The 24,953-nt window shown below is 51.5% G+C and carries 22 protein-coding genes; 12 read left to right on the forward strand and 10 right to left on the reverse strand.

The genetic code is table 11. The features are described 5' to 3' along the window. Window positions 1-88: 88 nt before the first annotated feature. Complete coding sequence (locus BMY11_RS18070) at window positions 89-946, reverse strand: helix-turn-helix transcriptional regulator (protein WP_090579175.1); 858 nt, start codon at window positions 944-946, stop codon at window positions 89-91. 118 nt (window positions 947-1,064) lie between these two features. Between BMY11_RS18070 and BMY11_RS18075 the strand changes: the two genes are divergently transcribed. Next, on the forward strand, window positions 1,065-1,883 hold the full coding sequence (locus BMY11_RS18075) for a phytanoyl-CoA dioxygenase family protein (RefSeq protein ID WP_090579178.1): 819 nt from the start codon (window positions 1,065-1,067) through the stop codon (window positions 1,881-1,883). A 131-nt stretch (window positions 1,884-2,014) separates the two neighbouring features. On the opposite strand, the gene BMY11_RS18080 is transcribed toward BMY11_RS18075, so the two are convergent. Continuing rightward, entirely contained in the window at window positions 2,015-3,793 is a 1,779-nt protein-coding gene (locus BMY11_RS18080) for a sensor histidine kinase (RefSeq protein ID WP_090579180.1), read from the reverse strand. Further along, the gene (locus BMY11_RS18085; protein WP_090579183.1) at window positions 3,790-5,400 is read right to left on the reverse strand and encodes a helix-turn-helix domain-containing protein; all 1,611 of its coding nucleotides are present in this window, start codon (window positions 5,398-5,400) and stop codon (window positions 3,790-3,792) included. Before BMY11_RS18085 ends, BMY11_RS18080 begins: the two co-directional genes overlap by 4 nt. 177 nt (window positions 5,401-5,577) lie before the next feature. Between BMY11_RS18085 and BMY11_RS18090 the strand changes: the two genes are divergently transcribed. From BMY11_RS18090 to BMY11_RS18100, 3 genes are all read left to right on the forward strand, one after another. Then, window positions 5,578-6,969 (forward strand): ABC transporter substrate-binding protein, encoded by a 1,392-nt coding sequence (locus BMY11_RS18090; protein ID WP_090579186.1) that lies wholly within the window; start codon window positions 5,578-5,580, stop codon window positions 6,967-6,969. Between the two features lie 93 nt (window positions 6,970-7,062). Further along, entirely contained in the window at window positions 7,063-7,977 is a 915-nt protein-coding gene (locus tag BMY11_RS18095) for a carbohydrate ABC transporter permease (protein WP_090579189.1), read from the forward strand. Then, complete coding sequence (locus BMY11_RS18100) at window positions 7,974-8,792, forward strand: carbohydrate ABC transporter permease (RefSeq protein WP_090579192.1); 819 nt, start codon at window positions 7,974-7,976, stop codon at window positions 8,790-8,792. The genes BMY11_RS18095 and BMY11_RS18100 overlap by 4 nt, the downstream gene beginning before the upstream one ends. Window positions 8,793-9,142: 350 nt before the next feature. On the opposite strand, the gene BMY11_RS18105 is transcribed toward BMY11_RS18100, so the two are convergent. From BMY11_RS18105 to BMY11_RS18120, 4 genes are read right to left on the reverse strand one after another with little or no spacing between them, the layout of a single operon-like run. Further along, the gene (locus tag BMY11_RS18105) at window positions 9,143-9,508 is read right to left on the reverse strand and encodes a DUF6220 domain-containing protein (protein ID WP_090579195.1); all 366 of its coding nucleotides are present in this window, start codon (window positions 9,506-9,508) and stop codon (window positions 9,143-9,145) included. Window positions 9,509-9,531: 23 nt separating this feature from the next. Then, entirely contained in the window at window positions 9,532-10,038 is a 507-nt protein-coding gene (locus BMY11_RS18110; protein ID WP_090579198.1) for a hypothetical protein, read from the reverse strand. Window positions 10,039-10,053: 15 nt separating this feature from the next. Then, window positions 10,054-10,746 carry a response regulator transcription factor gene (locus tag BMY11_RS18115; protein ID WP_090579199.1) on the reverse strand — a complete coding sequence of 231 codons (693 nt, stop codon included), beginning with the start codon at window positions 10,744-10,746 and terminating at the stop codon, window positions 10,054-10,056. Beyond that, window positions 10,743-12,290 carry a sensor histidine kinase gene (locus BMY11_RS18120; RefSeq protein ID WP_256217625.1) on the reverse strand — a complete coding sequence of 516 codons (1,548 nt, stop codon included), beginning with the start codon at window positions 12,288-12,290 and terminating at the stop codon, window positions 10,743-10,745. Before BMY11_RS18120 ends, BMY11_RS18115 begins: the two co-directional genes overlap by 4 nt. Before the next feature lie 187 nt (window positions 12,291-12,477). Between BMY11_RS18120 and BMY11_RS18125 the strand changes: the two genes are divergently transcribed. Continuing rightward, window positions 12,478-14,355, forward strand: coding sequence for a methyl-accepting chemotaxis protein (locus tag BMY11_RS18125; protein ID WP_090579202.1), 1,878 nt, complete (start codon window positions 12,478-12,480; stop codon window positions 14,353-14,355). Window positions 14,356-14,519: 164 nt separating this feature from the next. Next, on the forward strand, window positions 14,520-16,418 hold the full coding sequence (gene htpG / locus BMY11_RS18130; protein ID WP_090579205.1) for a molecular chaperone HtpG: 1,899 nt from the start codon (window positions 14,520-14,522) through the stop codon (window positions 16,416-16,418). Window positions 16,419-16,496: 78 nt separating this feature from the next. On the opposite strand, the gene BMY11_RS18135 is transcribed toward htpG, so the two are convergent. From BMY11_RS18135 to BMY11_RS18145, 3 genes are all read right to left on the reverse strand, one after another. Then, window positions 16,497-17,261, reverse strand: coding sequence for a hypothetical protein (locus BMY11_RS18135; RefSeq protein ID WP_090579208.1), 765 nt, complete (start codon window positions 17,259-17,261; stop codon window positions 16,497-16,499). A 561-nt stretch (window positions 17,262-17,822) separates the two neighbouring features. Further along, a complete protein-coding gene (locus BMY11_RS18140; protein WP_090579212.1) occupies window positions 17,823-18,173 on the reverse strand; it encodes a spore coat protein in 351 nt (116 codons plus the stop codon). Between the two features lie 20 nt (window positions 18,174-18,193). After that, window positions 18,194-18,475: a hypothetical protein gene (locus BMY11_RS18145; protein WP_256217626.1), complete on the reverse strand. Its 282-nt coding sequence runs from the start codon at window positions 18,473-18,475 to the stop codon at window positions 18,194-18,196. 269 nt (window positions 18,476-18,744) lie between these two features. Here BMY11_RS18145 and BMY11_RS18150 point away from each other — a divergent pair, with 269 nt between their 5' ends. From BMY11_RS18150 to BMY11_RS18175, 6 genes are all read left to right on the forward strand, one after another. Beyond that, window positions 18,745-19,782, forward strand: a complete 1,038-nt coding sequence (locus BMY11_RS18150; protein WP_256217651.1) for a phosphodiester glycosidase family protein — start codon at window positions 18,745-18,747, stop codon at window positions 19,780-19,782. A gap of 162 nt (window positions 19,783-19,944) precedes the next feature. Beyond that, a complete protein-coding gene (locus BMY11_RS18155; RefSeq protein WP_256217627.1) occupies window positions 19,945-20,718 on the forward strand; it encodes a polysaccharide deacetylase family protein in 774 nt (257 codons plus the stop codon). Then, entirely contained in the window at window positions 20,696-21,208 is a 513-nt protein-coding gene (locus BMY11_RS18160) for an acyl-CoA thioesterase (RefSeq protein WP_090579218.1), read from the forward strand. Before BMY11_RS18155 ends, BMY11_RS18160 begins: the two co-directional genes overlap by 23 nt. Window positions 21,209-21,426: 218 nt before the next feature. After that, entirely contained in the window at window positions 21,427-22,740 is a 1,314-nt protein-coding gene (locus BMY11_RS18165) for a DUF455 family protein (protein WP_090579220.1), read from the forward strand. Beyond that, on the forward strand, window positions 22,727-23,038 hold the full coding sequence (locus BMY11_RS18170) for a 2Fe-2S iron-sulfur cluster-binding protein (protein WP_090579223.1): 312 nt from the start codon (window positions 22,727-22,729) through the stop codon (window positions 23,036-23,038). The genes BMY11_RS18165 and BMY11_RS18170 overlap by 14 nt, the downstream gene beginning before the upstream one ends. A 61-nt stretch (window positions 23,039-23,099) precedes the next feature. Next, on the forward strand, window positions 23,100-24,884 hold the full coding sequence (locus BMY11_RS18175) for a type 2 periplasmic-binding domain-containing protein (protein ID WP_090579226.1): 1,785 nt from the start codon (window positions 23,100-23,102) through the stop codon (window positions 24,882-24,884). Window positions 24,885-24,953: the final 69 nt, after the last annotated feature.

Here is a 24,953-nt window from a genome sequence, read left to right on the forward strand (position 1 = left end):
TCTAACGGATCGTAATGAGCCTATTGAGTAACGTGTTCTAGGAGCATTATTGAGCTCAATTCCGGTCCGTTAGCGCATTCACTTCCACCTATTCATGCAGTTCATTCTCCATCCGAGCCTTATACTCCGCTGGGGTGTAGTCCGTGTACTTCTTGAACGACTTGCAGAAGTGGGCAGCGTCGAAGAAGCCCGTGTCGAGCGCAATGTCGGTCACTTGCAGATGGGTCGTGCGCAGCAGACGCTTCGCCTGCTCGATGCGAATCTTCATTAAGTAGCGGCCGAGCGGAATGCCGGTCATGCTCTTGAAGATTTGATTGAGGTACCGCTCGTTAAGCTCGTACCGCTCAGCGATTTCGGCTAGCGATAGGGGATCGCCGTAGTTTTCATTCAAGTCCTTGATGATCTCCTGGATCATCGGCTCATGCTTGAGTGTCTTCGAATTCGCCTTGCCATGGTACAGATGCACCGCGCGGTAGATCTTCACAAGAATATGAATGAACAGATGTTTAGTGAGATGAGGCGACGGCTTCCCTGAGCGCATCTCTGTGATCAGCGCTAAGAAGTCTTCTTCGAGACCCGGCAGTGTCAGCGGCTTCGATTGCAGATTTATGGTTTTGTAAATATGGCGCAGCTGCTCCTTGAGAGCTTCGTCCTTGAACTGAAAGGCAAGGAAGATGACCTTGAAGCTGCCTTCTTCACAGCTGCTATTGCGAATCGTATCGGGCAGGAAGAGCAGGTCATTCTGCGCAACATGTACAACGGTCCCGTCCTGCCGAATCGTATTCGTCCCTTGAATATAGTAGCTTAGCTCGAAGTCGTAGCCAACGCCATCCCAGCCCGTATTCCGCCAGATGCCGCCGGAATGCAGGTTCATTCGCGGCCATTCGAGATCAATCATCGCAATGAATTGTTCAAGCCCAGTCAGCAGTGTTTCGTTCGTTGTCAAAATTTATCCACCTTATTTTCTACCTTTTTTACAATCGCACTTCCATTATACAATACAGCCTTGTACATGCAACGTATAATCAAGTCATAAGTCAACCACATTAAAGGAGTGAACAAATATGCTACTCAAATTGACAGAACAAGAAAGACTGACAGGTGTCCCAGAACAGGAAACAATTGAGATTGCCATTGAGCAAATTAAGAAAAACGGATATATCGGTTTTGAAAGCGTACTCTCCGCTGAGCAAATTGCTGAGCTGAAGGATGCATTCCTTCCGATGTTCAACGAATATATTGAGCGTTTCGGCTACAACACAGGTACGAACCGTGCACAGATGCATCTACCTTTTGTACAACCATTTATTAATGATTACATGATTGCTAACGCGTTCGCGCTGCCAGTAATCAAAGCGGTTCTTGGCGAAGGCGTTCGCGCAACGTACCTCGCTTCGGATACAGCTTGCCCAGGCTCTGATTATCAGAACGTGCACTCGGATATGCCTCCGCTATTCCCTGACCTTGGCGTAGCGCTTCCTGCTTACAGCCTTGTCATGAACATTCCACTCGTGGATGTCAATGCAGAGAACGGCCCGCTTGAAGTATGGCCTGGCGGTACGCATCTGGATCCAGAGAACACGAAGCATACGTCGATTGACGGTCCTGACGTTCGCGCCGCAAAAACGATGTACTCGGAGAAAATCCATATGCCAGCTGGCTCGATCGTCATCCGTGACATCCGCATGTGGCACCGTGGCACGCCGAATGTAACGAACGAGAACCGCACGAACATTGCGCTCATCTACAACAACGATTGGTACGGCGCTGGCGGCTCGATCCACGTTCCGCAAGAAGCGTACGATCAAGCTTCCAAAGAAGTGAAGAGCCTGTTCCGTTGTGAAAGAATCGGCGTACCAGCTAAGATGCCTTGGCAGTGGTAATTTGCCCGAATTAGAGAAGGGCTGCAGCGAATTTGCTGCAGCCCTTTTTGGTGCGCGCGCTAACGATTCGTAAGACGACGCTTCTTCACTTCATTGATGCCAAATGCTCACTTAATGAGGATCTAGCCATGTCAGCCGATTCGCCGCGCATAATCCTGGAGCTGGATGGGCAAATCAATCGTAACGCTCGTGCCATGACCGGCCGTGCTGTCGATGCGCAGCTCTGCTTGCCTGCCGAACAGATGCTCAATTCGCTGCTTCGAATTCGGCAGCCCGATATGCCGAAGCCCCGGACTGCGGCGGCTCTCGCCTTCCTCCCATATGGACGCGAGTTGTCCATCCTCAATGCCGATGCCGTCATCGGCAATCGTAATGATGAGCCTGCCGTCGCGTGCGGTAGCGCTTAAACGGATAACGCCGTTATCATCCTTCGGGCAGATGCCGTGGAAGATCGCATTCTCGACGAACGGTTGAATCAGGTTGCGTGGAATGCTGCAATCCATCGCCGCATCGTCAATCGCCCACTCCACCTCGAACATATCCGCGTACCTGTAAGATTGAATCGCCAAGTAGTCGCGCAGCAGCGCAATATCCTCACGAAGTGGAATGAACGACTGCGCCCCTCCCATCTTGACCGCATCCTGCAAAATCCGAATGAACGAGCTGACCATCCGCACAATATCGTCGTTGCCTTGCTTTTGTGCCATGTAGATGACCGCATTAAGCGTGTTGTAGACGAAATGCGGGTTCAGCTGGGTTAATAGCAGCTCAAGCTCCATCTCTTTCTTCTCCTGCGCGTAGCGGATCGTTTCCTCCAAATGGACGCGAAGCTGGTCGATCATCCGGTTAAAGCCGACACCTAGCTTCTCGATCTCATCGCCCGTATGGATCGCCACGGACGTCTGCAGATTGCCGCTTGAGGCAGCGTTCATCGCATGATACAGCTGCATGATCGGCCGCGTAATGCGGAAGATCGCCGGCATCATGAGCAGCAGAATAAGCGCGGTGCTCGTGAGCGTGAAGATGCCGAGCAAGTAGATGATAATGCTCGCCCGTTCGATCAGCGAATGGCGCGAAGTGAAGGAGACTAGCTTCCACCCGTTGCCGGCCATCCGGTCAACGAGCATATAGCCGCCCTGCGTCTTATGCTGCGTCTCGCTCGCCTTAAGCTCGGCTGCATCTTGAAGGAGCTGTGCGAAATTGACTTTTAGCTCCTTCGTCGGCTTCTTCTGGTACAGCACATGGCCCGCGTTGTTCATCCAGACGAGCCCGTCCAAGTCCGCGCTGCCGAAGCTAAGCTGTGAATCAAAATCGCTGTAATCGAGATTTACAATGAGCTCGCCGATAACGCTGCCGCTTATTTTCTCGATATTGCGCACTTTGACGATGTAGCTGATCGTTTTGCTGTCGGTGGCGGGTCCGAAGAAGATCTGATGCGGCTCGGTGAAGCCGCTCGTCTGATTCCCGGCGCTGGCAAAGTTCTGATACCACGGCTCCTTCATCCGCTGGGAGAAGTAATCGTCGTACTTCGATTCGCTCCAGAACGTTTCGCCGCTTGGCATGACGAGCGCGAAGCTGGTCACTTCTTTGCGCAGCCCTTTGTAATCGTTAAGGAAGTTAAATGTATTCTGCAGCAGCATGAATTGATCGAATGTATCGGCAGAATTGTAAGTTTTATAGAACGTTTGCAGCTGATTCGATATGATAAGAGATGACGCGAATTGTGTAATATCATCGGACATATATTGCAGCTGCCTGGCGGTCTGGCGAAGCTTCGATTGATCGTCATGAATCATCTGTTTGACGAGAATCGTCTCGTAATAGTAATAGGTGAATCCGCCCGAGAGCAGAAAGCTGACGACGGCAACGATAACGATCCGCTGAAAAATAACCGAGCGCAGACTTCTCATCGGCTGTAATCTCCGCTTCGGTATTGATGGGGCAGCGTACCCGTCAGCTTCTTGAACACTTGGCTAAAATGCTGCGGCGAGCGGTAGCCGACCAGTGTCGCCACCTCGGTCATCTTCGTATCTCCATGACGCAGGATGCGCTTCGCATGGTGAATGCGATGCTCCGTTAAATAATCGAGAAACGTACGGCCGAGCTCGCGTTTGAACAGCTGGAACAAGTAAGAAGCGCTGATCTCGACGGCATCGGCGACAGCGTCGATACTGATATCTTCACGATAATGCGCATGGATGAATAGGATTGCTTTTTGCAGCTTATGCGAGATGCTCCGCGCTTCATCCAGTGCGGTGCACAGCTCGCGAAGCAGGCAGACGAACCGGGCTTGAATGTCCCGGGTGCTATAGACTGCATGGTACGCCTCTGTGTCGAAAGGGTCAATCTCGAGCAGCCCGCGCTTCACGCGGTGCTCGTTAATAAGTGCGGTTAGCCCTCTTGCGGTATGATAGAGGCCGCGCAAGTTCCAGACCGGCTGGCAAAGCGGCGTGAACAGCTTCGTGACAACGCTTTCAATTTGCGCCGAGCCATTGGCATGCTGGGACAGCAGCTCTGCGACTTCCTGCAGCCGTGCTGATGAGGAGCTGTGCGCGAAGCTTATGTCTTGTTGAGCTGATGGCAGCAGCTGCGGAAGTGGCAGATCATCCGCACAGACGGTTGCCTGTGGACCGATGAAGACGGCATGATGCAGTGCGGCGGTTATTTTGTGATAGGAGGCAGGGAGCGACGTAACTGCCCGTTCGTCCGCTTCACATGTATAGCAGATGGAGAAGCTTGCGGGACAAGTCTGGCTCAGCTGCTCGCGGATCGCTTGCAGCAGCGCATGGAATGACTCGCGCATCGGCGCAGCGATGGCGCTCTTCAGTGAGAACAGCGCAAGCGATTGATCCGCGTTCAGCGGGAAGGCGCCGACGAGCAGCCAGCCGCTGTCCTCAGCAGAGCCGGTCAGCTTCTGCTCCCAGGTGAGCCGGGGCAATGGCGCAGCTGCGACCGCGACTGCTGCTGGAACAGCTGAGAACGGGGTGTCGCTATGGAACACCGCCATCGCATAGGGAGGCTTTAGCAGCGGGGGAGTGCCATTCGGCAGGTTGCTGCTGCTCGCGAGCGTCGCTCCAGCCGTTCTGGTCACGAGCGCTTTCAGCTGCTCGCTGCGCTGAATGACGCGCTGCGCTTCCTCAGTCTCCCATGAGTCTTTCGCCTTGTTCACCTCAAGCAGCAGCTTATCGCTGTTTACTTCATGCTTGATGAGATAGCTGGACACGCTGCCGAGCGAGATCGCCTTGCGGGCGTATTCGAAATCCTCATAGGCGCTCATAACGATAAACTTAACGCCGAGCTTCCGCTCGGTTGCGGCGTGGATCAGCTCCAAGCCGTCCATGACGGGCATACGAATATCGACAATCATAATCTGCGGGCGAAGGTCTTCGCATAATTTCAAGGCGCTGCGGCCGTTTGTTGCTGTCGCTGCGATGTGGAAGCCGTGTGCCTCCCAATCTAGGAGGCTCTTCATATGCTCGGTAGCGATACGTTCATCGTCGACCAGAATGATCTTCATAGTGTAACCTCCATGTACAGGAAGATGATGGCTCTATTATACCTGAGCGTGTAGGGCCGGTAGAAGAGCAGTGTAGAAATGCAACCAAAAGTGTAGGTTTCTTATATTTCAGCGAGGTAGGTCTACGATTTATATTGAAAGCGGATACAAAAACGATCGCTAGGGGGAGATTCATCAATGTTGGAGCCGAAATGGAGAAAGCGAGTTGGTGCGGGACTGTCCGCAGCGATGCTGATCGGCTTGCTTGCAGGCTGTGGCGGAGGCAGCGGCAGCAGCTCGAACGGGAATACAGCAGCGAATGATTCGGCAAGCGGGAACGGGGCAGCAAACAATACAGCTTCAGACAACAACAACAACGCGACTGCGACAGACAGTGGAGGAAGTGCAGACAAGACAGAAGGCGAATTCGTCCTGTGGACGTGGGAGCCTGAGCACAAGACAGCGCTGGATTCTTTTCACAAGCTGTATCCGAATATTAAGGTGAAACGCGTTAACGTGTCAGCAGGCGACGTGACGAAGAAGCTGCAAACGACGATCGCATCAGGCGGTGAGCTGCCGGACGTCATTCGGATTGAAGCAGGGCAGAAAGCGAAAATATTCGATATGAATGTGCTGGAGAACCTCGAGGACGCGCCTTACAACACAGATAAAGGATTACTGTTCGACTATGACATTAACGCCTTCTCGGTAGACGGCCATCTCGTCGCCATTCCGGATGACATGAGCATTGCCGGAATTGCCTACTTGAAGCCGCTGGCGAAGGAGTACTTCGGTACCGATGATCCGAAGCAGCTGGAAGCGATGTTCCCGGATTGGAACGCCGTTATCGAGAAGGGCAAGGAAGTCGTCGCAAACAGTGGCGGCAAGGTAAAATTGTTCCCTGGACTTGGCGACGTCTATACGGTGCTGAAAGGACAGCGCTCCGGCCCGTTCTTCGACGGAGATAAGATGAATACGCCTGTGCTCAAGCAGCTGCTGACCGATCTCGTCAGCTTCCGCGATTCCGGAATCGTCGATAAGCTGGACCAATGGACGCCAGCATGGAACGCGACGTTCGCGCAGTCCAAATATATGTTCGCGATGTCGCCGGTCTGGATGCCGCAATATGTGATCGGAGCGAACGATAAGGCAGAAGGCCGCTGGGGTCTGATGGTGCCACCTGCTGGCGGTTACATTACAGGCGGCTCCTCGCACGGCATTCCAAAAGGTGCGAAGAACGCGGCTCTTGCGTGGAAATGGATTGAGTTCACGTCGATGTCGCAGGATGGAGCGACCGCGCAGAAGCAGGACGGCGTGTTCACGCACTTCAAGCCAGCCTATGATGATCCGGCGTTTACGAAGTGGACGTGGCCGAGCTTCGGCGATCAAGATATCGGCGAGAAGTACTTCAAGGATATTTCCGAGACAACAAAGGCCGTTCCGGAGAACGTGAATGACCTTCTGCTGAACGATGTCATGAACATTGTGCTGCAGACGCTATCCAAAGACAATTCGTTTGGCGTCGACCAAGCTTTCGATAAGATCAAGACGGAGCTTACGGCGAAAGCGCCAAACATTACATTCGAATAAGGCTGCGTCGAACGGGCCAACCAACTTAAAGACCAAAGAACGGCTGCGTATCTCCCGGGCTGTTCTTTGGCTTCTTTATCAGGAGCGTGAATAATGGATACTGCAAAACGCAAATGGGTTCCGTATTTCTTCCTATCTCCCTACTTGCTGTTCTATATGGCGTTCGGGCTTATACCGATTATTTTCTCCTTCTACGTCAGCTTAACGAGCTGGGACGGCATTAGCAGCAAGAAATTCGTCGGCTTCGCCAACTACAAGTTTCTATTCAACGGAGATTCGTACTTCTTTAAATCAATCGGTAATACGCTGCTGTTCATCGTGATGACACTACCTTTGCAGCTCATATTCGGACTTCTAATTGCAACGCTGCTCTACAGCCAGTATGTGAAGTGGCGGGCATTCTTTCAGCTCATTAATTTTCTGCCTTATATCGTGACGCCGGTAGCAGTCGGCTTGATGTTCAATCTGCTGTTCGACTGGCAAGCCGGGTTCGTGAACAAGGTGCTGATTCATTTGGGCATTATTGATGAAGGCATCTATTGGCTCGGCGACCCCGTGTACACGCGCCTTATTATCGTGCTGATGATGTTCTGGAAAGGCTTCGGCTATACGATGATTTTCTTCCTCGCGGGGCTTGCCAACATTCCGAAAGACTTGAACGAAGCGGCGCAGGTCGACGGTGCATCCGGCTTCCGCAACTTCTGGTCGATTACGCTGCCGCTGCTGCGGCCTGTCATTACGTTCATTGTGATTACGGGTATTATCGGTGGATTCCAGCTGCTCGAGGAACCGATGCTGCTGCTCGGCGGCGCAGGCATGGGCTCCAGTAGTGCGATTATCGGCGGACCAGACCGCTGCTGTCTGACGACGGTATGGAATATGTATGATACAGCTTACGGAAGCACGACGAGATATGGGCTTGGTGCCGCAATCGCGTATGGGCTATGCGTCATTATCGCGGTATTCTCGTTCATAGGCGTGAGATTTCAGAAGGGGGAACAGGAATGAATAGATCGCTCCGCACGACGCTTACGACTTCGACGATTGCACTGTTCTCCTTGTTTGCCCTGCTGCCGTTCTACATTATGATCGTGATGGGCACGTATCAGAATGAGGAGCTTTTTCAGAAGATTGTGCTGGTACCGGGTCACTACTTGATGGAGAACATCAAGACGGTGGCAGAGAGTCGGTTCGACCTTGCGTATTTGAACAGCTTCATCGTCTCGGCGGCGAGTACGGTGGTGTCGGTGTTTGTGAGCTGCTTTGCAGGGTTTGCGTTCGCGAAGCATGAGTTTAAGTACAAGAAGCAGATCTTCTCGGGCGTGTTGCTTACGATGATGATTCCGGGTCAGCTTGGTCTCGTCGCTTTTGTTATCGAGATGCGGTATATCCATGTCTCCAGCACACTGCTTCCGCTCATTCTACCTTGGGTCGCGAACGCATTCGGTATCTTCTGGATGACGCAGTTTATGAAGGGGGCAATTCCAACCGAGGTGCTGGAGAGCGCGCGGATCGACGGCTGCTCGGACATCGGTGTGTTTTTTCGGATTGTAGTAGCCTTCATTTATCCGGCAATTGCGACGCTGTCGCTGCTCGTCTTCCTCTGGTCGTGGAACAATTATTTGCTGCCGTTAATTATTATAAACAAACCGGAGCTGTTCACGATTCCGCTCGCAATCACCTCGCTCGGCAATGCGTACCGAACCGACTTGGCAGCGCAAATTCTCGGGCTCACGCTCGGGACCATCCCAGTGCTGATTCTGTTTATTTTTGGCTCGAAAAGCTTCATCCGAGGGCTGACGGCGGGTTCGGTGAAAGGTTGATCGGGTGCGGGCGGGCTGAGAGAGCGTAATACGTACTCTCAGCACAATAATCGGCCGATTGAAGCTCTGAGAGTACAGATTCAGCACTCTCAGAAAAGGAAACAGCCGAAATCGGCAGCTCGGCGGGCTGAGAGAGCGTAATTCGTACTCTCAGCACAATAATCGGCCGATTGAAGCTCTGAGAGTACAGATTCAGCACTCTCAGAAAAGGAACAGCCGAAATCGGCAGCTTGGCGGGCTGAGAATGCGTGTTGAGAGTGGCCGATTGAATCGATACTCTTAATATGCTCTCTCAGCACCACAGAAGAGCCACAACCCTAGACGGTTGTGGCTCTTTGCATCCAATCACATTAGGCATGCTGCTTCCAAGGGTTCGAGCGGCGGATAAGATACAGAATGGTCCACAGCAGCAGAAGCGCGGTTACCGGATGGATTGCAGCGAGCGCTCGCGCATCCAAATTAACCGAAATGTATTGGAAAATAATAAACAAGTACAGGACGGCCGACAGTGTAATCGTTCGCCAGCCCATGCGTCCAAGCGCCGCGAAGATAATCATGATGATAGGCGTGAATTCGAAGTAATGAATGAAGGACTTGTGCATCGACCAGTCGCCGTTATCGAATACGGCAAGACCGGCCAGGAAGACTTGAACGAACAGGGATGCGGCGAATAGCCATGCCAGCACGTAATAGATGATTTTGAAATTGCGTTTCATAGAGGCTTCAACTCTCCTTGTGGTTATATTCGGCTCTTGCGTTTACCGCCTGGTTTCCATATGGATAAAATGAACATCGCGATGAGGGATACGGTTTGAATAATGATCCCGATCCATAGCGATATATGATTCACGTTAAAACTTGCCGCGCTCCAAGCGGACAGACCGTCCGCATCAATGTGGTTCAAACCGTGCAAGGTCCACTCGTACAGCCCATACAGCCCGATGCCGATAGCGAGCAGCGTCAGCACTTCTTTGGCAATAATCCAGTAGTAGCGGAACAGTCCCCAAGAGGTCCATACCGATAGCAAAATGCCGGTTATGGTCGTGCCTATCGTCGATACCCGTACGCTTGATGTCGCCAGCAGCTTCATAATGTAGTAACACGCCTGAAGCACGGAGCCGCTGTCCGTGACAGAGGCCGTCAAGGCGAGAATGATGAAGACAACCTGCACGCCGAGCATGATGGAAGCGAAGAGGATGTGGAGCAGCAGAAGAATCCTTCGCTGCATTAAAGATATTTTGTTCATCGTGTTAAAGACCTCCTACAGATTAAAGCGGTAGCCAACGCCCCAGATTGTTTCAATATATTGTGGAGCGGACGGGTCGCGTTCAATCTTCTCCCGCAGCTTGCTAATATGGACCGTGACGGTCGCATGATCGCCGAGCGCATCCAGTCCCCATAATCGCTCGAACAGCTCCTCCTTGCGGAAGACGCGGTTCGGATTGCTGACAAGGAAGAGCAGCAGATCATATTCCTTCGCTGTAAAAGCAACCTCTGTCTCGTTCACGTAGACGCGGTGCGACTGCCGGTCGATGCGGATACCGTGCAAGGTCAGCTCGTCCCGCCGCCATTCACCGCTGCCGACGAGCCGGTCATACCGCGCCAGATGTGCTCGCACTCGTGCGACAAGCTCGCCGAGGCCGAACGGCTTCAGAATATAATCGTCGGCGCCGAGGCCGAAGCCGCGAATCTTGTCCACTTCTTCTTTCTTCGCAGAGACGATCAGAATCGGCAGGTTGCTTGCTTCGCGTACTCTCCGGCATATCTCATAGCCGTCCATGCCCGGCAGCATGAGGTCGAGCAGCAGCAAATCGTACTCGCCCTGGAGCGCAAGCGCAAGCCCCTGATCGCCGCGGCTCGCTATGTCTGCCGCGAAGCCGCTTGCATCCAGATAATCCTTTTGCACCTCGGCAATGACCGGATCATCCTCAATAATTAATATCCGCTTCTTCACAGCTGGTCTCCTCTCGGCAATCCATAATCCGCATCCTCTAGTAGGAGAGGCAGCTTGATCGTAATGCTTGTTCCTTGACCGACTACACTTTGCGCCTCTACCGTTCCGCGATGCTCCTCAATAATTTGCTTCACAATGGTCAGCCCGAGCCCGCTGCTTCCGGCCTGTGTCCGGCGCGATTGCTCCGCGCGGTAGAACTGGTTGAACACAAGCGGCAGCGCTTCGGCTGAAATGCCAGTGCCATTGTCGGCGATGCGGACCGTGACCGTCGTCGCCTCGGTGTTCACGAGCAGCGTAAATCGAAGCTCGCGCGGCTCTTGTTCCATATGCGCAAGGCTGTTGCCGACGATATTGAGCAGCGCTCGGTTCAGCTTCTCGCGGTCGGCCCGAATCCATGCAGGCTTGTCGATTAAACCGCTATTCACATAGGTCAGCGCTATACCCGCCATTCGAGGATCATGGCGCAGCTCATCAGCGGTCATCTGTATATATGCCGCGGCATCCAGCCGCTCCCAATTGAACGGCAGCTTGCCAATATCGAGTGTCGAATAGAGCAGCAGCTCCTCGATCATCCGGTTCATGTCGCTTGTTTTGCTCGCGATCATATCTAAGTACTTGCTGCGCTTCTCTTCTGTATCTGCCACGCCGCCTTGCAAGCATTCAACGCAGCCTTGAATCCCGGTAATCGGCGTCTTCAAGTCGTGCGAAATGTTCGCGAGCAGCTCCTTGCGGCTCTGCTCCAGCTGCAGCTGAGCACCGATGGAAGCTTGCAGCCTCACCCGCATCTCCTCAAAGGACCGGCTGAGCTGGCCGATCTCATCCTGCCGATTTAGCGGCTGCTGTTGCAGTCTGTGCTCCAAATTGCCCTCGCGGATATGGCTTGCTGCATCCTTCAATGCGTAGAGAGGCTTAATGATGCTGCGTGATACGAAGTAGGTGAGCAGGCCATTCGTCAGAATGAGCGTGCCGACCAGCGTCAGCAGCACAGTCGGAAAGAAGCGACGGAAGAAGCGGGCGACCGGCTCCATATCGGATACAATGACGACCGTTCCAGGCTGACCATCCGCCGCGGTGAAAGCGATCTGGTTCAGGCTCAGCTTACTGAAGTCGTCGCGTTTCCAGGGAGGTCCCCACCCGGCACCGCGGCCTTGCTCGTTGTTGCTTTTATCCTCTGCGAGCTGCTTCTTCACCTCAACCGCATTCAAGCCTTGCGAAGCATATGCAATTTCGCCGCCGCCGCTCAGAACAAGAAGACCAGCTTCGACTTTCGCCAGCTCCGACTCCGTCTCTTGGAGGAAAGCGGCGTCCCCGAGCAGCTTCGGATCATGCTGGGCAACGAACCGCAGTCCTGATCTCACTTCACTTCGACCGTCGAATAGATTACGGATCGCCGCGAACGGCACGCCGCCCTTGCTGCCGGCCGTTTCAGCACCGGAATCCTGCATGAACGCGCTAGCTGCGAGCAGCACAGTAAGCACGAGCAGTAACGCTGGGATGGCAATCATGGCGATATAGGAGAATACGAGTTTTTTTCGGATCGACATTAGGCTCACGCCCCTTTCTTCTCCCATTGTAAATGCCAGCTCTAAACAGCCTCTAAACCAATTCTAAAAAAAGTGTAAAATACAGGTTCTAACAGAAACTAAATGCTTTTTCCATAGTATTCAAACATCTATTCACTATAGTTAAACTAACCAAATTTCAGTTTAGAAGCAAAGGAGAATCACAGTTATGAACCGTCCCTCTATTCTTCAGCGCCTGACATCACGGAAAATCACCACGAAGCTGATGATCTCCACGCTTGTCATTTCGCTGCTTATCGTTGTTTCGATGTCGCTTGCGCTGTTTATTCCGAACTCCTCGGTGTTCCGGGATCAGATCAACGACAAGCTGACGCTGCAGACGCAGACTCTTGCCGCCCAGCTGGATGAAGATTTACAGCAAAAGCTTGCTAAGGTAGGAGCGCTTGCTAGCATCGGCGTCTTGAACGGGAATGATATGCAGAAGCATCAAGCGCTCATTACGAATTTCTCCAAACAGAACCCGGATCTCTTCGGAGCGGCGTTCTCGCTCGATCCGACCGGTAAGGTCGGTTTTAACAATGCGGGAACGCAGGTCGATTATTCAGGTGTTCCCGTATTGAAGAAGGTGTTTCAAGGGGAAGCGAGCATCGGGGATCCAACCGCTCCCAAGATCGACCCATCGAAGATGATCGTTCCTCTGGTGGTTCCGCTAGTGCAAGACGGCAAAGCAATCGGCTTCTATGCCGCCGGATATGATATTAACGAAGCTTCGAAATATATTAAGGAAGCCAAAATCGGAGACACCGGATACGCAGTCATGCTCGGCAGCAACGGCTTGATGGTGTATCATCCTGATGAAACGCTGCGAATGAAGAAGACGATTTATGACCTTAACATTCCGGAGATTATTGCTGCTTATGAATCGGCTGAAGCCGGTAAGAATACGTCTTATACGTACACCTTTAATGGAGTTAAGAAGATCGGCTACGCAGCTAAAACAAAGAGCGGGTTCGTCATCCAAATGGCGGTCCCGGAGAAAGAGCTGCTCGGGCCGATCTACACCATGATGACAACGACCATCATTACTGCGATTGTTGTGATGCTGGCTGCGCTCGTGCTCGTCTATTTCTCTGCCAGAGCATTGGCGAGACCGATTCTGTACATTTCTGAGATGGTGAACGTATTTGCGGGAGGCGATCTTCGGCCGCGGCTGAAGGTGAACTCGAAGGATGAGCTCGGCATACTGGCGGATCACATTAACGAGATGGTTGATTCCTTGTCATCGACAATCGAGCAGGTGACTTCCGCGTCGGAGAGCGTCGCTGCATCTGCGCAGCAAATTACGGCGAGCACCGATGAAGTTGCAAGAGGCAGCGTCAGCCAAGCTGACCGCTCGCATAATATGGCACAAGTATTCGAGAGCTTGGAGAGCTCGATCCAGCTTGTCGCTTCAAGCGCGCACAGCGCTAGAAAGCTATCGCAGGAAGCGGTCGAGATCGCAAGAGAAGGTACGGAAACGATCAGCCTCTCGATTGATAAGATGGAGCGTGCCAACACCCAGATGGAGCTGCTCGAGAGCGACTCCAAGAAGATCGGCGACATTATTGAAGTGATTGACGGCATCGCAGAACAGACGAACCTGCTTGCCTTGAATGCGGCCATTGAAGCAGCTCGAGCCGGGGAGCAAGGAAGAGGCTTCGCCGTCGTCGCTGATGAAGTACGCAAGCTTGCGGAACGAAGCAGTGAAGCGACGAAGCAGATCGGCGCGATTATTAAGAACATGCAAGATAACGCCGCTCGCAGCGTACACGCGGTTGGCGAAGGGGTTGCGCAGTTTGCGCAAACGCAGCATTCATTCGACGGCATCGTGACGAAGGTGAATGACACGTATCAGATGGTTGGCGAGATAACCGCTTCAAGCGAGAATCAGACGAAGCGGGCGTCCGAGATGCTGATCGAGATCGAGTCTGTTGCGGCGATTAGCGAACAAGCGGCTGCAGCGGCGGAAGAGACGGCCGCAGCCTCTCATGAATTAGCCACATTAGCTGTCAGACTGCAAGGCTCGGTGGATACATTTAAATATTAAGTTAGATGAGACGGTTCGCTGCATGCTGATGTGGCGGCCGTTTCTTTTTGCATACGGGCTTGTGCCGCACCTCCTATTTATGCTATAAATTAGGTAGAATTAGCACTCGGAAGCTTAGAGTGCTAAACCATATTGAGCCATGAATTGGGAGGGTATTACAGCCAATGATCAAGCAAGAATTTAAAGCGGAATCCAAGCGTCTGCTCGAAATGATGATCAACTCCATCTATACGCAGCGTGAAATTTTTCTGCGGGAGCTTATCTCCAATGCCAGCGATGCCATTGATAAAATTTACTACAAAGCGTTAACGGACGATAACCTCGCCTTCAACCAAGCAGACTACTATGTTAAAGTGACCGCGGATAAAGAGAACCGTATCTTGACGATCTCCGATACAGGAATCGGCATGACCAGCGAAGAGCTCGAGAATAACCTCGGCGTTATCGCAAAGAGCGGCTCCCTCGCTTTTAAGAAGGAGAACGAGAGCAAGGACGGCCATAACATTATCGGACAGTTCGGCGTAGGCTTCTATGCGGCGTTCATGGTTGCGGACAAGGTGACGGTGACAAGCCGCGCGCTTGGCAGCGATGAAGCGTTCAAGTGGGAATCCGAAGGCGCGGATGGATATTCCATCGAACCGAGCGAGAAGGCAGCGGTCGGCACCGAGATCGTGCTGCATATCAAGGAGAATACGGAAGAGGACAATTACGACGAATTCCTGGAGGAATACCGTCTGCGTTCGGTCATTAAGAAGTATTCCGACTTCATCCGTTATCCGATTAAGATGGACGTGATGGGCCAGCGTCCTAAGGCGGGCAGTGAAGCAGCAGAAGGCGAAGCGCCTGAGCTGGAGTCGTATGTGGAAGAGCAAACCGTTAACAGCATGGTGCCGATCTGGCGCAAAAATAAAAGCGAGCTGAAAGCCGAAGACTACGAGCAGTTCTACAATGAGAAGCGTTACGGCTTCGATAAGCCGCTGAAGCATATTCATATTAGCGCGGACGGCGCGGTCGTGTACCAGGCGATCTTGTATATTCCTGAAAATACACCATTCGACTACTACACGAAGGAATATGAGAAGGGGCTGGAGCTGTACTCGAACGGCGTCCTGATCATGAACAAGTGTGCGGACCTGCTGCCGGACTACTTTAGCTTCGTGAAGGGTATGGTCGATTCTGAGGACCTGTCCTTGAACATTTCCCGCGAAATGCTGCAGCATGACCGCCAGCTGACGCTTATTGCGAAGAATATTAAGAACAAGATTAAAGGCCAGCTGCAGAGCCTGCTGAAGGACGAGCGCGACAAGTACGAGACGTTCTATAAAGCGTTCGGCAGACAGCTGAAGTTTGGTGTATATAGCGACTACGGCATGAACAAGGACTTGCTGCAGGATCTGCTGCTGTTCCACTCCTCGAAGGAGAGTAAGCAGGTGACTCTGGATGAGTACGTCTCCCGCATGCCGGAAGATCAGAAGTTCATCTATTATGCGACAGGCACTTCAATCGAGCGGATTGAGAAGCTGCCGCAGACGGAGCTTGTGCTTGATAAAGGCTATGAGATCCTCTACTTCACCGACGATATCGACGAGTTCGCGATCAAGACGATCATGAGCTACAAGGAGAAGCAGTTCAAGAACGTATCGAGCGGCGACCTTGGCATCGAGTCGGAAGCAGATGATGCGACGAAGGATGCGGAAGAGAGCGGCAGCCAAGTATTGTTCGAGCAAATGCTTACGCTTCTCAGCGGCAAAGTGACGAAGGTGAAGGCGTCGAAGCGTCTGAAGAGCCATCCGGTCTGCCTCACGAGCGAAGGCGAGCTGTCGATCGAGATGGAGAAAATCCTCGCGGCAATGCCGAACAACGAGGACGTCAAAGCCGATAAAGTACTGGAGATTAACGTCAACCATCCTGTGTACCAATCGCTGAAGGACGCAGCGGAGAAGGATGCGGAGAAGCTGAACCTGTATACGCAGTTGCTATACAACCAAGCGCTGCTCATCGAGGGGCTGCCGATTCAGGATCCAGTAGCATTTACGAACGACATTTGTAAAGTGATGGTATAGGTTAAAAAGAATGCAAGAACGCCCGCTGCTTGGTTTGAGCAGTGGGCGTTATTTGTGTGTGGGTGAGAGGCAGCTAGCTTACGCTGTCTCTTTATTAATTCGGTCCATATACTTCGCTATTTCGGCAAGCAGAGCGGGTTTCACACCGTTGGCTGCCCGCGCCGCACCGAATTCTTCTTCACCTTCGTCCGGCCGATTGAATACGTAACCGTCCAAGTCGTGAATAATGCGGTGCGCATAAATGACTGCTTGAATGTCCCGTTTGGCGTTGCCGATCTGGATAAGTGCTGCAACGTCACGCAAGTCCTGTGCTGCCTTCTCGTTGTCGATGACCTCGGCCAACCGGATGTAAAGCTCAGGGTGATTCGTTAGACTATCAGGGCTGAATATCCCATCCTTCATCTGTTCAGCAGCTTGGGTCGAATGCCCGTATCCCGTTGTTTCTAAGTATCCGTTCTTATAGAGCCCGACGGTATTGTTCAAATTTCCGTGAATATACCTGATCGCCTTCGCTGCCTCTTCACGATTCGAAATCGCACTGTGGAGTGCCTTCGTCCGGTCCGCTTGCGGCAATGCTCCGATCAGCACCCGAGTATCGTTATAATCCACTTGGAACGCGTCGATGTTTTGTGCCTTATAGAAATTAAATTTGAAGCGTGTCAGCTCGAAATCGTTCGCGGCTTCCAACTGTTCTTTTGCATCTACCTTTGGCGTCACAGCTTCGGCTTCTGTATGGACATTCGACGGGTTGGATTTTAAATGGTGAAGTCCTACATATACAGCCCCGCTCATCATAACGGCGGCGGTCGAAATTCCGATCAAAGTAACTTGCCATTTCTTCATGATTAATCGCTCCTAAAATATGGATACTCCCATTATAACGATGTTAACGAAATGCTAAAAGTGGGAAAATAATACAGGTTCAAGGTGGAGGTCGATTACGCGCAATGAATAAATCTGAGAGGCCATATATGGTCACTCGTGCGTGAAAGGGGGCGATTATTAAGCTGAGAGTGCTGATTTGACTCTCTCAGAGCAGCGAATAGCTTGAGTAGGGCGGTTTCTGACGCTGAGAGACCATATACGATCTCTCGTGACCGATTATCCGTGGATTAGAAGCTGAGAGATCATATAGGATCTCTCAGCTTATTTATTGGTTCAAAACAGATTACGCAAGGCGCCGGGAGCCTGCGTGTATGCGAAGGTCTGAGTCGGGAATTGCGACTCTCAAGCGTGAAAAGGCGCTGGAATGTAGCTGAGAGTGGAGAAATCCGATTCTCGGCACATGAGGCAAAAGCACACGAAAAAGAGACCCACGATGGGTCTCTTTCGTACGCTTATGCTTACACTCACACTATGCTCATGGCTACGCTCACGTTTACACTCAAATTTACGCCCAGCAGGTTATTGCAGCGTTCCGCCATATGGGAACTGCGTCGAATAGCCGTTGAACTGTTGATATGCCTGATCGAGCTTCTGCTGCTCCTCGGCCTCGAGCTTGTAGTGGCCTTTTCGGAACATCACTTCGAATATCTCGTGCTGACATTGATGTGTCTCGTTTAGCACGGTCATAATGTCTTGATGCAGCGATAGATGGCTCGCTTCCCGGGCGGCGATGCCGAAGCTGTTGGCCAAGTACTTCTCCGTCGCCAGTACATCATTAATCCGGTCGCGGTCGGTTAGTTCGGGTCCCTTCACCTGTGGTTCGTAGGGAGGCTTCGGATTGGCAATCGTATTACTATTGTTCGGACTCATGTTGAAGACGCTCCTCCTTTCTAATGCTGCTGCGGCACTTGCTGCATCTGTGCGGTATTGTTGTTCTGCAAATGCTTCAAGAGCAGCTTGTAATGGCGCTCATGCATTTGGCCTGCTTTATTGATGGCCTGCTTGATCTCGGGATCAGAGCATTCATTCGCAAAATGGCTGCATTTTTTCATGGCGAGAATGAGCCACGATAATTGATCTTTCACATAGAGCGTGTCCTTGACTGTCATCACGTTTGGCGGCGTCTGCATAATTGCAGTTTGCTGCTGAGTTTGCGATTGCGTTTGTTGCAATGAAGTGACCTCCTTTGCCTATTGTCCCGCTTAGCTTACCGCAATCATGATGAAATTAACCGCAGTGACTGCTCATGTCCCCAGCATTTGCCTTGGTAGATTTGAGCGCTTTTAAGCTTTCTTTAAGGTTACGTCCGTATAGTTGTTGGAGCCAGATAGGAGGAGATGAATGCGTGGAACAACAAACACAATTATCGAGTCAAACACGTTTAAATAGATCGCGTGCGCCTAAGCTAAAGCCTACAAAAACGAAGCGCTTGAAGCGCAGAATGTTGCAGCTATTCATGCTGCTTATCGTCTTCATTCTATTAGGAGGCGGATGGTTCTACCTGACGCCGTCCGGCTCAAATCTGCGCTATATGATGGCAGATACGCTTATTACGAGCCAGCATCGCTACTTGGCGAAGTACCTTATCGGCCAGGATGAGCTAGACAAGCGGGTCGCCGATTACAACAAGAAGTTCGACCAGATGGCGGACGTGAAGGACAATCACAACATCAATTTGGCGGCACATCCGGAGGGCAGCGTAGGGATTGAGCCAATTACGCACAAAACCTTCAAGGGCTATCTCATGTACGTGCATGATCCGAAAATGATCCGTGTCGTCACAACGAACATTGTTGGCGAAGGAGAGCGCGTACTAAGCATGGTGAAGCGCACGGGTGCGATTGCCGGCGTGAACGGCGGCGCATTCGATGATCCGAACTGGGAAGGGAACGGCTTCAAGCCGGCCGGTATCGTCATGTCCGGCGGTAAGGTGCTGTACAAGGGCAATGGCATGAATGCCAAAGTGAATGTAGTGGGCATCGACAAGAATGGCCTTATGATCGCAGGTCGTTATACGCCGAACCAGCTAGTAAAGATGGGTGTCTCCGAAGCAGTAACGTTCCAGCCAAAGTTTATCGTGAACGGCAAAGGGCTTATTAAGAGCGAAGCCGACGGCTGGGGTATCGCTCCTCGTACATCAATGGCGCAGCTGAAGGACGGCACGATTGTATTCGTCGTGATCGACGGCCGTCAGCCGGGCTATTCGGTCGGTGCGACACTGTACGATGTGCAGAACATTTTGCTCGAGAAAGGCGCAGTAACAGCGGCTAACCTCGACGGTGGTTCATCGACCGTTCTCGTGAAGGACGATCAAGTCGTTAACAAGCCATCGAGCAAATACGGCCCGCGCTACTTGCCGACGGCTTTCCTCGTGTTCGACCATCCCGATCAGGTGAACGCCTTGAACATCTGGAGTGGAATTAATATGAACAATTTCGATTCCTCGAAGAAACGGACACAAAGCAGTGACGCAGCTTAATCGTTTCCTACTATTCTAATAGAGCGAGCATCTGACCGGAAACGGTTTGGTGCTCGTTTTCTTTTCAAATTCTAAGAAGGCCGTTTCACCTTGTCTCGGATAAAATCACCCCTCAAGGCAAATAGTAAATGGTGCTCAAGTGGAAAAACAGGAGGAACAAGAGTGGTTGTAAGTTGGCGTTTAATCGCAGCATTGCTGTGCATCATTCTGTTATGCGGCTTCGACAGGCCGGCGAAAGGGCGCTCATTCTATGAGCAAAGAGGCGATATTATATGGGAGCTGCCGATGGCGAAGAAGGACATCGCGCTCACCTTTGATGATGGACCGTCTCCGAAAGCGACAGAAGAGATTCTGGATCTTCTGAAGGAATACAATGCGAAGGCGACCTTCTTCGTGCTCGGTCACCGAGTGAAGCAGTTTCCGAACATCATCAAACGCGAGGTGGCTGAAGGCCATGAAGTAGCGAACCATACGTTCCATCATGTATTCTTCACGAACGGTATTACTCCAGCAACGGTTCAGAAGGAGATTGTAAGCACGGAAGACTCCCTGATTGAGCTGACTGGGCGCAAGCCGCAGCTGTTTCGTCCACCAGGCGGCTACTACAACGAGCAGACGGTTGAAATTGCGAAGAGGCTTGGCTACACGACAGTGCTCTGGTCCTGGCATCAAGATACGGAGGATTGGCGCAGTCCGGGCATCGGCTTTATCGTAAGGAAGGTGCTGAACAATGCGCGGAGCGGGGATATCGTGCTGCTGCATGACTATGTGACGGGCAATATACATACAGTTAAAGCATTGCGAGTGATTTTGCCGGAGCTTGCTGAGAGGGGGTTTCGGTTCGTGACCGTATCAGAGCTTATTCATGATAAGGCGAAGGAAATGATGAATATGGGAGAAGGCGGAATGATTCATGGAACCGAAGTACACCCGTGAAACACGATGTTTTAAAGTATCGCGCGTATTTCCGACTGACGTGAACAACCATGACACCTTGTTTGGCGGGAAGCTGATGTCGTACATTGACGACATCGCATCGATCTCGGTATCGAAGCTGTGCCGCTCGGCGGCTGTTACGGCTTCAACGGATTCCGTCGACTTCCTGCAGCCGATCCGTCCTACAGATTCCGTGTCGCTCGAGTCGTTCATTACATGGACGGGAACAAGCTCGATCGAGGTATTCGTGAAAGTCATTCGCGAGGATCTCCGAAGCGGCGAGCGCAAGATCGCAGCGACCTCGTTCCTCACCTTCGTCGCACTCGATGAACGGGGTAAGCCAACGCCTGTCCCGCAGATTGTGCCGGAGACCGAGGAGGAGCACAAGCTGCACGAAACGGCAGAACAGCGGGCGCTCATGCGCAAGCACCGCCGGGAGGAAAGTAAGAAATTCGCAGATTATTTGGTCACGAAATATCCGTGGGAATAGATGCGGGAGCCTGGGCATCATTGCCTGGGTTCTTTTTCTATGTCTTCTCCTCAATGAAGGATTTTTCCTGTGTTTACATCTATCCGCTTACCTACCAATTTGAAACGGTTCGACAGCGTTCGATCTTAAAAATGGACACAAGGATATAAAAAATGATCCGTATAAATCCTGAAAGCGCTTCATGTATAGTGTATATAGTTCCTTAAGGGGGTGGGCGGATGTCAGCAAATCATGCGCTCTTCGCTGGAAAGCATCAACACACGCGAACAGTCGAAGAAGTATCAGCATTGTTGAAACGTTTCTACTTAGTTGAGAAGGAAATAATGAGAACTCTCGGTGGTTACCTAATCAGTGTAACGAACTGGGAGCTAAATAAAGACTTGCCGCATCACTTATGGCAGGATTCCCTTAGGGCCGACGCGCTTCGCACGCGCATTATGGAACTGCGTTATCCGCGCCGCGATGTGGACGGTAACCACGATCCACAGCTTAGCCGATTGCTGTCGCTCCTCATTCGCTGCCTTGGCGATAACGAGCTTCTGGCAGGCGTCTACGACGTGGTGAAGCAAGAACTGATGCAGCAATATCAGATCTATCTGCAGCAAGCAGATCCGCTCAGCGATGCACCGACGATTGCCTTTATGTGGCAGTTCCCAGAGCAGATTCAGTGTCAGATCGATCATGTAAGTGAGATTCGAGATACACTGCTGCCGAAGGAAGATGTAAGTGAGTGGAGAAACGCCATTCGCTCATATTTGCAGGGTATTGGTGGCATTGTTGGAAACGGTGTCACAGGCGAGGAATCGATGGCTGCTGAAGCGGCTGATGCATGGATTATCGCGAATAGGCAACCCTACAAAATGCCGGCGAAAGCCGCACGCGATCCGAGATTCGTCCCGGCGCCAAGCTCCATCCCGCCGAAGAGAGCGGAATCCCCGATTGAAATTCAAGTGCTGCAGGCGATTTATCATCTGACCGAAATATGGGCAGCGGAAGCGCCAGGCCTTGCGATTTGGACGTGGGACGATATGCCGTGGGAATTTTACCTTGATCTGTCTCGCTGGGCATACGATGAGTCAAGGCATGTGAAGATGGGCGAGCTGAGGCTGATTGAATGGGGCTTCGATATCGGTATGGACGTTCCGGTCTACGAAGAAACATATGCATCACAAGTGACGAATGGCGGTAATGAGCTAGACCTCATGGCGCTGCTGCACCGATTCGAGATTGATGGTCCAGCCAACCGTGAGAAAGCGAAGCAGGAATTCGAGCAATTCGGCGATCTGCAAACCGCACACCACATTGATTATGATTGGGCGGATGAAGCCATTCACCTGAAATATGGTCACAAGTGGCTCATGCACCGTTTTAATAATGATTACGAGAAAATGCAAGAAGTGATGGAGAAAACACTCGCTTGGTATAACCAGTACGTTGAAGATATCAACAAAGTATGGGATTACGAGCCGTTCCTGTCGCGGATTGCAGATAAAATGAAGAGGATTGAGAGCGATTACAATGAGCAGCAATAATCGCGTAACGATTCAAGCAACAGGTGAGTCGTTTGAAGTCGCACCACGTGAATTCATCCTGGATGCTGCAATCAAGCAGCAAGCCAGCATTCCATATTCGTGCCGTAACGGTACGTGCAGGACTTGTATCAGCACTGTCGTCGAAGGTACAGTTGAACAACACGATATCGAGGATTGCTTGATCTCGCCAAGCGAGCTTGCAGCGGGCCAGCGCTTAATCTGCCTGGCAACCGCATCCGGCGATGTCGTAATTGAACCGCTTCGCAAACTTCCGAAGAAGCAAGTCGTTCAGTCTTAAGCAACACTGAATTCAGGTAATCCTAAGCAAGATTACAATAAAGGTTAACAGGGGGATTAAGATGAAAAAGCATTACGGCATTAAACTTGCATCGCTTACTCTCATTCTTTCGTTATCTGTTTCGCTGGCAGCATGCGGTAACAATAACAGCAACAACAACGGTAACACGGGCAGCACTAACGGTGGTTCGACGAACAACGGCAACGAAACGACGGATGTTTCGAAGCTGCTTGATGCGAACGCAGAGCCTGCGAAGGATCCGTTCGGTAAGTTCTCTCCAGCGATTGAAGTAACGACAGTTCACACGGACAACGGCGTTGCGAAGAACGCGCCGGACGGTTCAACGATCGAGAAGAACGTCTATACGCAAACTTGGGAAGACAAGCTTGGCATCAAGCTGAAATATAACTGGTCTGCACCGAATTCGCAGGCTGAAGAGAAGATGAACCTGATGATCGCATCCGGCGACCTGCCAGACTTCTTCTACGTATCGCCTTCGCAATTCGAGAAGTTGGTATCCACAGGCCAGCTCGAAGATATGACGGAGGAAGTGCAAGACTACGCGACAAAATATATGAAGAAATACCTGACAGGCGATTACCAAGGTCTGCTTGAAGGCGTGACAAGAAACGGTAAAATCTACGGTATCCCTAACGGTATGACATACCATGACCAAGGCAACATGCTCTGGATCCGTGAAGATGATCTGCAGAAAGCAGGCTTGTCCGCTCCGAAGTCGGTAGCAGATTTGGACAAGATCCTCGAAGCATTCAAGAACAATGATTATGACAAAACAGGCAAAGTGATGTATCCGATTCCGCTTGCTGATGCAAACCTGAACTCCACAAACTGGGGTATTGGCTCCGCGTTCTTCAATATGTTCCACTCCTACCCGGATATCTGGATCAAGAACAGCAAGGGCGAACTCGAGAATGGTATGTTCGGTGAAGAGTCCCGTGAGAATACGCGTAAAGCGCTTCTGAAGCTGCAAGAGTACTACAAGAAAGGCTATATCCATCCAGACTTCGCAACACTCGATGATACGAAGTACAACGAGCAAGTTGTGAACAGCCAGTCGACAGTTGTATTCGGCGGAATGTGGGATTCTTGGTGGCCTCTGAACCAAATTCTTGACCAAAAACCGGATGCGAAATGGGAGCCAGTTGCCATTCCTTCCGCTGACGATCAACCGGGCAAGTCTTCGGTTACAGCAACGATGCTGCTTGGCGTAAACGTAGCGAAGAAGGGCGTTAAGAACCCTGAGGCGCTTGTGAAGATGGAGAACCTATTCCACGACCTGAACAACAATCCAGAGACGATGCAATTCGGCAAATATAACACGGATCCTAAGAGCGGCTTCGGCTGGTTCCAGCTGTACCCAATGCACGTGTACAACCCATCGTTTAACTACGAAGGATTCCAGCAAGTTCAACAAGCGCTCACAGACGGTCAAGGAGACAAGCTGCCTGAAGCGTACAAGACGTTCTATGATCAAGCAAAAGCGTACCAAGACAAGAACGACAAGAATGGCTTCCCTCCTTACCTGACTTACACAAGCAAAGGTAGTGAAGGCGTAGTTGACCAGTACATCAAAGAGAAGCGTTTCGAAATGAACGAGTACACAGATATGCCTACGCAAAACATGCTCGACAACGCTCCAATCGTCAAGAAAGCTTGGGATGTTATGTTCCTGAATGTTGTTAAAGGCGGCGACATCAGCGGCTACGACGATTTCCTTGCACAATACGATTCGCTTTACGGCTCTGTAGTAAACCCAGAAGTTAACGACTGGTTCAAAGCAAAGAACAGTGAATCCGTTCAAACTTGGTTCGAAGAGAAGAAATAATTAATTTAAAGGCATGAAGAGTGCGGATGATTCATGCATCCGCACTCTCTGGTCTTTATCGCAATTAAA

The sequence above is a fragment of the Paenibacillus sp. OV219 genome (assembly GCF_900110075.1).
Lineage (GTDB): Bacteria > Bacillota > Bacilli > Paenibacillales > Paenibacillaceae > Paenibacillus_Z.